This window comes from Sphingomonas naphthae (assembly GCF_028607085.1).
Classification (GTDB): Bacteria; Pseudomonadota; Alphaproteobacteria; order Sphingomonadales; family Sphingomonadaceae; genus Sphingomonas_Q; species Sphingomonas_Q naphthae.
This window is the reverse complement of the sequence record NZ_CP117411.1, coordinates 3,844,035-3,855,959: the sequence shown is the minus strand read 5'-3', so window position 1 is coordinate 3,855,959 and position 11,925 is coordinate 3,844,035. Positions and strand designations below refer to the sequence as shown.

The following is an 11,925-nucleotide window of genomic DNA, read 5'->3' as shown; positions in this document are numbered from 1 at the left end:
ACCCCCCAACCCCCTCCCTTGGCAGGGAGGGGGCTTTCATTCACCCCAACCGCGCCTTCACCAGCGCGCTCGCCCGGCTCATGTCCATCTTGCCCGCGTGGCGGTCCTTCACGGCCGCCATCACCCGGCCCATGTCCTTCACGGAGGCCGCGCCCAGTTCGGTCGCGATCGCGTCGATCGCGGCGGCGGCTTCGGCCTCGCTCATCTGCGCCGGCAGGAATCGCTCGATCACCGCCACCTCGCCCTTTTCGGCGTCGGCGAGTTCCTGGCGGCCGCCTTTCTCGAACATCTCGATCGATTCGCGGCGCTGCTTGATCATCTTCGACAGAACTTCGGTGATGAGCAGGTCGTCGTCCGGCTGGACGGTGGCGGTACGCAATTCGATGTCTCGGTTCTTGATGGCGGCCTGGATCAGGCGGATCGCGGCCGTCGTCGGCTGGTCGCGTTCCTTCATCGCGGCAATCAGCGCCGCCTTGATATCGTCTCGGATCATGTGGGTCTCGAACGGTTCGGGAAACGGCCACCATAGCGGGCCGCGCGCTTTCCTGATAGTCATTGACCCTCGGGATGGAGCCCCCTATCGACCCGGCCGTTTGCCGCCCCCGCCACCCCGATTTCAAGGAGAGCCACCCATGGCCGATGCTGTGCGCCCACCCGAAGGCGCGACCGGCGTTCTGGTCCTGGCGGACGGTTCGATCGTCTGGGGCCGGGGCTTCGGCGCGGAAGGCGCCGCCGTCGGCGAGGTGTGCTTCAACACCGCCATGACCGGCTATCAGGAGGTGATGACCGATCCCTCCTACGCGGGCCAGATCGTCACCTTCACCTTCCCGCATATCGGCAACGTCGGCGCCAATGCCGAGGATGTCGAGGCGATCAACCCGCACGCTTTGGGCTGCATCGTGCGCGAGGACGTGACCGCGCCGTCCAGCTTCCGCTCGACCCAGCGGTTCGACGCCTATCTGCGCGCCAACGGCCGCATCGGGCTGGCGGGCGTCGATACCCGCGCGCTCACCCGGCTGATCCGCGTGGCGGGCGCCCCCAACGGCGTGATCGCGCATAACGCCAAGGGCGAGTTCGATGTCGACGCGCTGCTAGCGCAGGCTCGGGCCTGGCCGGGGCTGGAGGGCATGGACCTTGCCAAGGAAGTCTCCGCCACGCAGAGCTACAAATGGGACGATGGCCTGTGGACGCTCGGCCAGGGCTACGCCACCCATTCGGCCAACCCGGACGGGCCGCACGTCGTCGCGATCGATTACGGGCTAAAGCGCAACATCCTGCGCAATCTGGTCGGCGCCGGCGCGCGGGTGACGGTGGTGCCGGCGACGGCCACGTTCGACGAGGTGATGGCGCACCAGCCGGACGGGGTGTTCCTCTCGAACGGCCCCGGCGATCCCGCCGCGACCGGCATCTATGCGGTGCCGGTGATCCGCGAATTGCTCGACGTCGGAACTCCGATCTTCGGCATCTGCCTTGGCCACCAGCTGCTGGGCCTGGCCATCGGCGGCAAGACCTACAAGATGCATCAGGGCCATCGCGGCGCCAACCATCCGGTCAAGCGCAGCGGCGACGGGCGGGTCGAGATCACCAGCATGAACCACGGCTTCGCGGTCGATGCCGAGAGCCTGCCCGCCAACGCCGAGCCGACCCACGTCTCGCTGTTCGACGGATCGCTCGCCGGCCTGCGCCTGACCGACAAGCCGGCGTTCAGCGTGCAATATCATCCCGAGGCCAGCCCCGGCCCGCAGGACAGCCATTATCTGTTCGATCAGTTCGTCAGCCAGTTGGGGAAAGGCGCCGCATGATCCTGTTCGCTCTCACGCTCCAGGCCGCCGAGCCGGTGGCGCCCGCCCCGGTGGAGGCCGCCGCACCCGTCGCGCCGTCTGAAATGCGGATCGCGACCGAGGCGAAGGCCAAGGAATGTGGGCTGAAGCCGGCGCAGATGGTGTGGAAGCCGACCGAGGATCACACCGGCGAGCGGCTGTTCCTGTGGCAGATCGGCAAGAACGCCACCAAGCCGGCCGCCGCCACCTGTCTACTCGGCTGGGCGCAGGAAAGCCGCGCGAACATCGAATGGGTCGCGCTGGAACCGGCGGAATAATGGCGATGGCCCGCCCCGTGGACCCGAAGCGTCTTGCCGAGGAATGGGCGGCGGATCAGGACGTGCTGGCGCAGATGGCGGCCGGCGGCGACATCGCGTCGATCGTCCGCACCATCGACGTGAGCTTCACCGGCCCCGAAAAGGCGCTCGACCGCCTCGCCGACGCGGCCGCCGATTACGGCTTCGAGGTGGCGGAGTTCGCCGAGACCGCGCCCGGCACCTGGCAGCTCGACTGCGACATCGACCAGACCACCGAACCCGAGGCCATCAAGGCCCTCACCACCAAATGCCTCGAAATCGAGGCGGCCTTCCCCGGCGTCGCATATGACGGCTGGGGCTGCCTCGCACAGACGGATTGAGTTGTAATATTTTTCCTGGAGGACGGCGTGGCGACAGTCAGGCAGCTTGAGACGAAAGATCTTGCTCGCGTGCAGCCCCAGGGCGATGTGGCAGCGACCGTCAGCCTTGTTGAGTTGGACGGTGAGAAGTTTTTGCAGATTGATACCTACGGCTCACCCGACCGCGTGCTGGTGGGCAAAACGTCGCAAAGCCTGCGTCTTTCAAAGGCGGCTTTTGAGCAACTCTCCAAACTAGCAGGCAAGCACTTCTGATGCCCAAGCGCACCGACATTTCCTCCATCCTCATCATCGGCGCCGGCCCGATCGTCATCGGCCAGGCGTGCGAGTTCGATTATTCGGGGACGCAGGCGTGCAAGGCGCTGCGCGAGGAAGGCTACCGGATCATCCTGGTCAATTCCAACCCGGCGACGATCATGACCGACCCGGACATGGCCGACGCCACCTATGTGGAGCCGATCACCCCCGAGATCGTCGCCAAGATCATCGAGAAGGAGCGGCCCGACGCCGTCCTGCCGACGATGGGCGGCCAGACCGCGCTCAACACCGCGCTGGCCCTCGCCAATGACGGCACCTTGGAGAAATATGGCTGCGTGATGATCGGCGCCGATGCCGAGGCGATCGACAAGGCCGAGGACCGGCTGAAATTCCGCGACGCGATGGACAAGATCGGGCTGGAATCCCCGCGCAGCCGCATCGCCCATTCGCTCGACGAGGCGCTGGCCGCGCTCGATTTCGTCGGCCTCCCCTCGATCATCCGGCCCAGCTTCACCATGGGCGGGCAGGGCGGCGGCATCGCCTACAATCGCGAGGAATTCACCCGCATCGTCCTGAACGGCCTCGATCTTTCCCCGACGACAGAGGTGCTGGTCGAGGAAAGCGTCCTCGGCTGGAAGGAATATGAGATGGAGGTCGTGCGCGATCGCGCCGACAATGCCATCATCATCTGCTCGATCGAGAATATCGATCCGATGGGCGTCCATACGGGCGATTCCATCACCGTCGCGCCGGCGCTGACGCTGACCGACAAGGAATATCAGATCATGCGCAACGCAAGCATCGCGGTGCTGCGCGAGATCGGCGTGGAAACGGGCGGCTCCAACGTGCAGTTCGCGGTCAACCCCGCCGACGGCCGGCTGGTCGTGATCGAGATGAACCCGCGCGTGTCTCGTTCGTCCGCGCTGGCCTCCAAGGCGACCGGCTTCCCGATCGCCAAGGTCGCGGCCAAGCTGGCGGTCGGCTACACGCTCGACGAGATCGACAACGATATCACCGGCGCGACCCCGGCCAGCTTCGAGCCGACGATCGATTACGTCGTCACCAAGATCCCGCGCTTCGCCTTCGAGAAGTTCAAGGGCGCGTCGAGTGACCTGTCCACCGCGATGAAGTCGGTCGGCGAGGTGATGGCGATCGGCCGCAACTTCCACGAGAGCCTGCAAAAGGCGCTGCGCGGGCTGGAGACGGGACTTTCCGGCCTCAACATCGTCGATCACCTGAAGGGCGCGCCCCGCGCCGAGATCGAGGCGGCGCTCACCCGCCCGACCCCCGACCGGCTGCTGGTGGCCGCGCAGGCGCTGCGCGAGGGCTTCACCGTCGCCGAAGTCCACAATCTGGCGAAATATGATCCCTGGTTCCTCGAGCGGCTCGAGGAGATCATCGACGCCGAGATGGACGTCTGCCGCGACGGCCTGCCCAACGACGCGCAGGGCCTGCGCCGCCTGAAGGCGATGGGCTTTTCCGACAAGCGCCTCGCCTGGCTGGCGCTCAATTCGGCCAATCTGGCCGGCATGCGCCGCGCCCAGGCGCGCGGGTCGGGCATCGTCCATGATGCGATCCGGGCGATGACCGGTGGCGTCAACGAGGCCGAGGTGCGCGCGCTGCGCCACAAGCTGGGCGTGCGCCCCGTGTTCAAGCGGATCGACACCTGCGCGGCCGAGTTCGAGGCCAAGACGCCCTACATGTATTCCACCTACGAGGCGCCCGCCTTCGGCGAGCCAGAGAACGAGGCGCAGCCGAGCGACCGGAAGAAGATCGTGATCCTCGGCGGCGGGCCCAACCGCATCGGCCAGGGCATCGAGTTCGATTATTGCTGCTGCCACGCCTGCTTCGCGCTGGAGGAGGCGGGCTACGAGACCATCATGGTCAATTGCAATCCCGAGACCGTCTCGACCGATTACGACACCTCCGACCGCCTCTATTTCGAGCCGCTGACCGCCGAGGACGTGCTGGAAATCCTCCACGTCGAAATGTCGCGCGGCGAGTTGGTCGGCGTGATCGTGCAGTTCGGCGGGCAGACCCCGCTGAAGCTGGCGGCCGAACTGGAGCGCGCCGGCATCCCGATCCTGGGCACCAGCCCCGACGCGATCGATCTGGCCGAGGATCGCGAGCGGTTCGCCGATCTGATCCAGCGCCTGGGCCTCCGCCAGCCCGCGAACGGCATCGCCCGCAGCCGCGAGGAAGCGGTGATCGTGGCCGAGCGGGTCGGCTATCCCGTCCTGATGCGCCCCTCCTACGTGCTGGGCGGCCGGGCGATGGAGATCGTCGAGACGCAGGCCGCGCTCGAAACCTATATCGCCACCGCCGTGCAGGTGTCGGGCGACAGCCCCGTGCTGATCGACCAATATCTGCGCGACGCGGTCGAGGTGGACGTGGACGCCATCTGCGACGGCACCGATGTCGTCGTGACCGGCGTGATGCAGCATATCGAGGAGGCGGGCGTCCATTCGGGCGACAGCGCCTGCTCGCTGCCGCCCTACAGCCTGTCCGCGGCGGTGATCGCCGAGATCGAGCGCCAGACCGACGCGCTGGCCCGCGCGCTTTCCGTGCGCGGCCTGATGAACGTGCAGTTCGCGGTGAAGGACGAGCTGGTCTATCTGATCGAGGTCAATCCGCGCGCCAGCCGCACCGTGCCCTTCGTCGCCAAGGCGATCGGCGCGCCCATCGCCAAGATCGCGGCGCGGGTGATGGCGGGCGAGATGCTGGCCGCCTTGCCCCAAATCAACCGCCACATCGATCATATCGCGGTGAAGGAAGCGGTGTTCCCCTGGGCGCGCTTCCCCGGTGTCGATCCGGTCCTGTCGCCGGAGATGAAATCCACCGGTGAGGTGATGGGCATCGATCTCGATTTCGCCACCGCCTTCGCCAAGTCGCAGATCGGCGCGGGCACCATCCTGCCGACCGGGGGCACCTGCTTCGTCTCGGTCAAGGATGGCGACAAGACGATCGTGCTGCCCGCCGTGCGCGAGCTGATCGATCAGGGGTTCAAGGTGATCGCCACCACCGGCACCGGCGCCTATCTGCGCGAGCAGGGGCTGGACGTGGAGACGGTCAACAAGGTGGCGCAGGGTCGCCCCCACATCGTCGACCGGATCAAGGACGGCGAGGTCGCGCTCGTCATCAATACGACCGAGGGCGCGCAGTCGCTGAAGGATTCCGCCTCGATCCGCGCCTCGGCGCTGGCGCTGCGCATTCCGAACTTCACCACGGCCGCCGCCGGGGTGGCCGCCGCGCAGGCAATCCGCGCCTTGAAGTCCCGCCCGCTTGAAGTACGCCCCCTTCAATCCTATTATCCTCAATCCCGCGGCTGATCCCCAGACATAGGTGACGGTGCCGAAGGCCTCGCCCCGGCGAGGCCGGGGAAAGACGTTTTATGCGAAGGGTGGACGATCAGATGGCGACCGGCGAAAAACTGCCGATGCTCGAAGAAGGGCAGCGGATGCTGAACGCGGAGCTTTCGCGTCTCAAGATCGAGCGCCCGCAGATCATCGACGCCATCGAGGAAGCCCGCGCGCACGGCGATCTTTCGGAAAATGCCGAATATCACGCCGCCAAGGAGCGCCAGGGCCAGATCGAGGCGATGATCGCCGACATCGAGGACAAGCTGAGCCGCGCGCAGGTGATCGATCCGACGACCCTGTCGGGCGACAAGATCGTGTTCGGCGCGACCGTCCATCTGATCGACGAGGACGACAAGCCCGTCACCTATCAGATCGTCGGCCAGACCGAGGCGGACGCCAAGATGGGCAAGATTTCCTACAATTCGCCGCTCGGCCGCGCGCTGATCGGCCGCAAGGTGGGCGAAGACATCGAGGTGACGGTGCCGTCGGGCGACCGTTACTATCAGGTCGACAGCATCGAATTCATCTGATCCGGCGGACGGTTAGGCCCGCTTCATGAAGATGCCGCCTGCCAAGGCGACGGTCGCCCTCGTCGGCCTGTCGTGCGCGGTCTATCTGATCGAGGCGGGCACCGGCGCGACCGAGACGCTGGCGATGCTGGCGGGCTTCATCCCCGCCCGCCTGTCGGGCGCGATGGTGTTGCCGCAGGCGGTTCCGGCCTTCCTGACCCCGCTCACCTCCGCCTTTCTCCACGGCGGGCTGCTGCATCTGGCGTTCAACATGCTGCTGCTCGGCTATTGTGGCCGGGCGGTGGAGCAGGTGCTGGGCAGTTTCGGGCTGGTGGCGCTGTATGTCGTCGGCGCGATCGCGGCGGCGGCGGCGCATTATGCGATCGGCCCGGCGAGCCCGGTCCCGCTGATCGGCGCGAGCGGCGCCGCCTCGGCGGTGATCGCCGCCTATGCGATCTTCTATGGCGAGCGGAAGCCGCTGACGAAGCATCCGGGGCTGGCGCGGGCGCTCAACATCCTGTGGCTGGCGGCGGGCTGGATCGGCGTGCAGCTGCTCGTCGGCATCGCGACGGCCGGGGGCGACATGGTGATCGCCGTCGCCGCGCATATCGGCGGCTTCGTCGCGGGGCTGGCGCTGGCGCAGCCACTGCTGCGCTGGCGCTACCGGAAGGCGTAAGCGCCCAAATCGTCATTGCTAGCGTAGCGAAGCAATCCAGTTCCGCCGGTTGCATCCGGTCAAAAGGCTGGATTGCTTCGCTACGCTCGCAATGACGAGCAAATCTTACTTCGCGACCGGGGGCAGTTCCGGCTCAAGCAGGCGGTGGAGGTGGACCACGACGTAGCGCATCTCGGCATCGTCCACGGTGCGCTGGGCGGCGGCGCGCCAGGCGTCCTCGGCCGATTTGTAATCCTCGAAGAAGCCGACCACGTCGAGCGCCTTCAGATCCTGGAAGTCGAGACCCTGCGGGTCCTTCACGCGGCCACCGAAGACGAGGTGCAGCTTGCTCATCATATCCCCTGGAAATCTGACGGGGCCGGCAGGCGGCCCGAATGGAAAACGCCCCCGCCGCTTAGCAGCGAGGGCGCATTTCCGCCACCGTCGATCGTGTGACATAGGATTGCGTGACACGCACGGACGGTTGCGCGCGGCGTCACCCACCCGTCATCCCGGCACAAGGCCGGGGTGACGGTCCGGCTATTACGACGCCGAGCGCGACTTCATCATCGCCACCAGCGCGTCGAAGCCTTGGCGCTGGACGATCGCATCGAAATCGGCCGCCTGCGCGATCGCCAGATTGATCCCGGCGACCTTCAGGTTGGTCACCTTGTAGCCCGCGCCGGCCTTCGCGACCGACCAGACCGCCACGATCGGCTGCTGGCCGGGCTTGATGACCTGCGTGGTGACATCGACCGTGCCGCCGGCCGCCGGGGTCGCGCGCACCACCTTCACCTGGGCATTGGCATATTCGAACAGGCGATCGGCGTAGGTGCCGATGATATAGTTGGGGAAGGCGGCTTTGTAGGCCGACTTCTGCGCCGGGGTGATCGTCGGGCTCCAGCGACGGATCAGCCGGTCGCCGATCGCGTCCACCGCGAAATATTGGGCGAGCAGGGTGCGGAACTGCGCCTTGGCCGCCGCGCGATTGCCGCTGCGCAGCGCACCGAGGCCATCGGTGGTCAGCGTGGTGATGAAACGCGACGGATCGCTGGCATCCACCGCCGCCGAAGCGGGGGCGAGCGCGATCGGCGAGACGAGACCGGCCAAGCCGAGCGTGGCCGCGATCAGGGAACGGGAAATCTTCAAGTCGAGAACTCCGAATGACATGCGCCAGCCTGTGGCACCTGCGCGCTGAACGCGGGCTGACGGGAAGGGTTGCGCCGGGGGCTTTCCATGCGGTTCACCCTGAACACCTCGCAGGAAGTTTGGGGCCGCCCATTCACACCGTTCGTCCCGAGCGAAGTCGAGGGGCGTGCCACGCGCGCAGATGTCTCGACTTCGCTCGACACGAACGGTTTGGGAAAGACCGGACAGATGCGGGCTTACCCCCGCGTGTCGCGCGCCGCCTTGAGCGCCGCCGCGCCGATCGCGCTGGCGACTTCACCCGCGCTCGACGCCAGCTTGCTCACCTGCTCCCTGGCGGCATCGCCGCTAAAGCCGAGCGCGCCGATCTGGCTCTTGCCTTCGGCCTTGCCCGCTTCGAACGCGGCCTTGGCGGCGGTGTTGATCTGGCCGCCGACGCCGCCGAGCAACTCGGTTTCCCTGGCGGTGCGCGGCAGCAGCGCGCCGGCGATCACGCCCAGCGCCAGCCCACCGGCCAGCGCGATCACCGGATTGGCCTCGATGCCGCTCGCCGCCTTGCCGGTGACGGCGGAAATCTTGTCGATCGCGCTGCCATAAGCGTCGGTCGCGGCCTCGCGGGCGGCGTCCGCCTTGTCGCGGATGGCGCTGCTCGCGTCGTGGAAGCGGCTGGCGGGCTCGGCCGCGTCGGTCGTCTTGGTCATGGCCTTCTCCAATCCTTCGGGCCGCGCACGGCCGTTACAGTCGTTCAACGATCTAGTCGGCGTCCGGGTTGCCCTTGCCGACGAACAGCCGGCGCAGCGGGAACCAGGCCACGGCGGCGGTGGCCGCCGCGACCGCCCCGGCCGCGATCAGCGGGCGGCGGCGGGCGAAGCGGCGGGCCTCCGTGGCGGCATCGCCGGCTTTCTCCTTCACCGCCTCGACACCGTCGCGCACCAACGTGGCGGGCGCGGCGCGGCGCTGGAGTTCGCCCAGCACGGCGAACATGTCGGCGCGCGCGGCATCGGCCTTGGCGCGGGCGTCGTTGATCTCCGTTTCGTCGCTCATCATTTCTTTCCCGTCGCCAGTCGCATGGCGATCCAGCCCAGCAGCGCCGCGATCAGCAGCCCGGCGGCGACCGCCGCGAACAGACCGGCGGCAGCCCCCAGCCAGCGCCCCAGCACGATGCCGATCGTCACCACCAGCACCGTCAGAGACGCCTGCACGAACATCAGCGCGACGAAGCCCAGCACCGCCGGCTTGACGAGGCCGGTGACCTTGGCGGTCGCCGTCTCGCGATAATAGGTCACCTCGGCGCGCAGCACGTCCCGCGCGCGATCGATCAGGCGTGAGAACAGCGCACCGATCGATTCGCCGCGAAGCTCCCCCGGCTTCTCCAAGGGTCAGGCCGCCGGTACGATCGGGTCGTCTTCGGCGAGCGTGGGCGCCTTGGACGTCGGCTCGGGCGCGTCGGGCATGCCGGCCTTGATGATCCGCGCCACGACGAAGCCCAATGCTGCGGCCGCGCCGATGGCGATCGCGGGGCTCTTCTTCACGGCATGGCGCGCGTCGGCGAAGAGCGTTTCGGCATCCTTCATCCGCAGCGTCTCGGCGAAGCCCGAGATCGCGCTGGAGGCCTTGCGGGCATAATCGCCATATTGCGCGCCGACCTTCTCGTCGATCGTCGTGGCGGCATCGTCGACCATGCGGACGACATCGTCGAGCGCGGTGACGCCGCGATCGAGCCCTTCGGTCACATAATCCTTGGCGCGATCGCCGGCGGTGTCGAAGAAGCCCTGCGCCTTGGCGCCGAACGCCGAGCGGAAACCTTCGGCCGAGGTCCAGTCGAAGCCGGGCGCCGTCTTGGCGTCGCCATCGAAGGCGGCGCCGGTCGCGGACGAGGCGTCGCTCGATCCGCTCGCGCCGTTGATGACCGTATCGGTGCCCTCGGGAAGTTTCTCGTCAGCCATCGCCAATATCCTCACATCGAAAGCCGGAACGGAAGCGCAACGGTTTTGTGCGCCTGCTCGGCCAAGTCAACCCGCGCCGCCCGCGATACGTTCCATTGCCGGTTCGACATTGTTCGTCGCGCGATCGACAATGTTGCGTGGGGGCGGATCGCCCGATAGAGCCCGGCCCATCTTTCCCGCCCGCCCTTTCCAGAGGCATGCCAGAGGAGTTCCGATGACCGCCATCGTCGACGTCCACGCCCGCTCGATCATCGACAGCCGCGGCAATCCCACCGTCGAGGTCGAGGTGACCCTGGAGGACGGCAGCTTCGGCCGCGCCGCCGTGCCCTCGGGCGCGTCGACCGGCGCCTACGAGGCGGTCGAGCTGCGCGATGGCGACAAGAGCCGCTGGATGGGCAAGGGCGTGACCAAGGCGGTCGATGCGGTCAACGGCGAGGTGGCCGACGCGCTGATCGGCGAGGAGGCCGAGGACCAGACGCTGGTCGACGCGATGCTGATCGAGCTGGACGGCACCGAGAACAAGAGCCGGCTGGGCGCCAACGCGATCCTGGGCGCCAGCCTCGCCGTCGCCAAGGCGGCGGCCGACGCGCGCTCGCTGCCGCTCTACCGCTATGTCGGCGGCGTTTCGGCCTGCGTGCTGCCGGTGCCGATGATGAACATCATCAACGGCGGCATGCACGCCGACAATCCGATCGACTTCCAGGAATTCATGATCATGCCCGTCGGCGCGGAATCGCTGTTCGAGGCGGTGCGCTGCGGCGCGGAGATCTTCCACACGCTGAAGAAGGCGCTGCACGACAAGGGGCTGGCGACGGCGGTGGGCGACGAGGGCGGCTTCGCCCCCAACTTGGCCTCGGCGCCCGACGCGCTCGACTTCATCATGTCGTCGATCGAGAAGGCCGGCTACAAGCCCGGCGACGACGTGCAGATCGCGCTCGACTGCGCCGCGACCGAATTCTTCAAGAACGGCGTCTATGATTTCCACGGCGAGGGCGTGAAGCGTTCGCCCGCCGAAATGGCCGATTACCTCGCCGACCTGTGCGCCAAATATCCGATCGTCTCGATCGAGGACGGCATGGGCGAGGATGATTTCGAGGGCTGGAAGATCCTGACCGACAAGATCGGCGGGAAGGTGCAGCTTGTCGGCGACGATCTGTTCGTGACCAACCCCAAGCGGCTGAAGCAGGGCATCAAGGACGGCCTCGCCAATTCGCTGCTGGTGAAGGTAAACCAGATCGGCACGCTTTCGGAGACGCTCGAAGCCGTCAGCATGGCGCAGCGCGCTGGCTATACCGCCGTGATGTCGCACCGCTCGGGCGAGACCGAGGACGCCACCATCGCCGACCTGGCGGTCGCCACCAACTGCGGCCAGATCAAGACCGGCTCGCTCGCCCGTTCGGACCGGCTGGCCAAGTACAACCAGCTGATCCGCATTGAGGAAGAGCTGGGCCCGATCGCTGTCTATGCGGGCCGCACCGCGCTGAAGGCGCTGCGCTGAGGCGGTCCAAATCCTCCCCTGCAAGGGGAGGTGGCGGCACGCAGTGCTGACGGAGGGGTGACCCGCCATCGATAGCGGGTCACCCCTCCACCCCCGCCTA

Annotated in this window: 15 protein-coding genes; 8 read left to right on the top strand and 7 right to left on the bottom strand. The window is 67.2% G+C overall.

Going from position 1 to position 11,925, the window contains the following annotated elements; all coding sequences use genetic code 11:
* Positions 1–40: 40 nt before the first annotated feature.
* Positions 41–493, bottom strand: coding sequence for a GatB/YqeY domain-containing protein (locus tag PQ455_RS18600; RefSeq protein WP_273687939.1), 453 nt, complete (start codon positions 491–493; stop codon positions 41–43).
* A gap of 139 nt (positions 494–632) precedes the next feature.
* On the opposite strand from PQ455_RS18600, the gene carA reads away from it, so the two are divergent.
* The 7 genes from carA (at position 633) to PQ455_RS18565 (ending at position 7,256) form a co-directional block, all read left to right on the top strand.
* Positions 633–1,802: a glutamine-hydrolyzing carbamoyl-phosphate synthase small subunit gene (carA, locus tag PQ455_RS18595; protein ID WP_273687936.1), complete on the top strand. Its 1,170-nt coding sequence runs from the start codon at positions 633–635 to the stop codon at positions 1,800–1,802.
* Positions 1,799–2,098, top strand: coding sequence for a hypothetical protein (locus PQ455_RS18590; protein WP_273687935.1), 300 nt, complete (start codon positions 1,799–1,801; stop codon positions 2,096–2,098). Before carA ends, PQ455_RS18590 begins: the two co-directional genes overlap by 4 nt.
* 5 nt (positions 2,099–2,103) lie before the next feature.
* The gene (locus PQ455_RS18585) at positions 2,104–2,457 is read left to right on the top strand and encodes a ribonuclease E inhibitor RraB (protein WP_273687933.1); all 354 of its coding nucleotides are present in this window, start codon (positions 2,104–2,106) and stop codon (positions 2,455–2,457) included.
* A gap of 27 nt (positions 2,458–2,484) precedes the next feature.
* Positions 2,485–2,709 carry a hypothetical protein gene (locus tag PQ455_RS18580; RefSeq protein WP_273687931.1) on the top strand — a complete coding sequence of 75 codons (225 nt, stop codon included), beginning with the start codon at positions 2,485–2,487 and terminating at the stop codon, positions 2,707–2,709.
* A complete protein-coding gene (carB, locus tag PQ455_RS18575; protein WP_273687928.1) occupies positions 2,709–6,041 on the top strand; it encodes a carbamoyl-phosphate synthase large subunit in 3,333 nt (1,110 codons plus the stop codon). Before PQ455_RS18580 ends, carB begins: the two co-directional genes overlap by 1 nt.
* A gap of 83 nt (positions 6,042–6,124) precedes the next feature.
* The gene (gene greA, locus PQ455_RS18570; protein WP_273687927.1) at positions 6,125–6,601 is read left to right on the top strand and encodes a transcription elongation factor GreA; all 477 of its coding nucleotides are present in this window, start codon (positions 6,125–6,127) and stop codon (positions 6,599–6,601) included.
* Positions 6,602–6,626: 25 nt separating this feature from the next.
* On the top strand, positions 6,627–7,256 hold the full coding sequence (locus tag PQ455_RS18565) for a rhomboid family intramembrane serine protease (protein WP_273687925.1): 630 nt from the start codon (positions 6,627–6,629) through the stop codon (positions 7,254–7,256).
* A 105-nt stretch (positions 7,257–7,361) separates the two neighbouring features.
* Here PQ455_RS18565 and PQ455_RS18560 read toward each other — a convergent pair whose 3' ends face one another.
* From PQ455_RS18560 to PQ455_RS18535, 6 genes are all read right to left on the bottom strand, one after another.
* Positions 7,362–7,589, bottom strand: a complete 228-nt coding sequence (locus tag PQ455_RS18560; protein ID WP_273687923.1) for a DUF4170 domain-containing protein — start codon at positions 7,587–7,589, stop codon at positions 7,362–7,364.
* Between the two features lie 189 nt (positions 7,590–7,778).
* Entirely contained in the window at positions 7,779–8,384 is a 606-nt protein-coding gene (locus PQ455_RS18555) for an MlaC/ttg2D family ABC transporter substrate-binding protein (protein ID WP_273687921.1), read from the bottom strand.
* A gap of 236 nt (positions 8,385–8,620) precedes the next feature.
* On the bottom strand, positions 8,621–9,082 hold the full coding sequence (locus tag PQ455_RS18550; RefSeq protein ID WP_273687919.1) for a hypothetical protein: 462 nt from the start codon (positions 9,080–9,082) through the stop codon (positions 8,621–8,623).
* A gap of 52 nt (positions 9,083–9,134) precedes the next feature.
* Positions 9,135–9,425, bottom strand: coding sequence for a hypothetical protein (locus PQ455_RS18545; protein WP_273687918.1), 291 nt, complete (start codon positions 9,423–9,425; stop codon positions 9,135–9,137).
* On the bottom strand, positions 9,425–9,757 hold the full coding sequence (locus tag PQ455_RS18540) for a hypothetical protein (protein WP_273687916.1): 333 nt from the start codon (positions 9,755–9,757) through the stop codon (positions 9,425–9,427). The genes PQ455_RS18545 and PQ455_RS18540 overlap by 1 nt, the downstream gene beginning before the upstream one ends.
* A 3-nt stretch (positions 9,758–9,760) precedes the next feature.
* Entirely contained in the window at positions 9,761–10,327 is a 567-nt protein-coding gene (locus PQ455_RS18535; RefSeq protein ID WP_273687915.1) for a hypothetical protein, read from the bottom strand.
* Positions 10,328–10,541: 214 nt separating this feature from the next.
* Between PQ455_RS18535 and eno the strand changes: the two genes are divergently transcribed.
* Positions 10,542–11,825 (top strand): phosphopyruvate hydratase, encoded by a 1,284-nt coding sequence (eno, locus tag PQ455_RS18530; RefSeq protein WP_273687914.1) that lies wholly within the window; start codon positions 10,542–10,544, stop codon positions 11,823–11,825.
* The last annotated feature ends 100 nt before the right edge of the window (positions 11,826–11,925 follow it).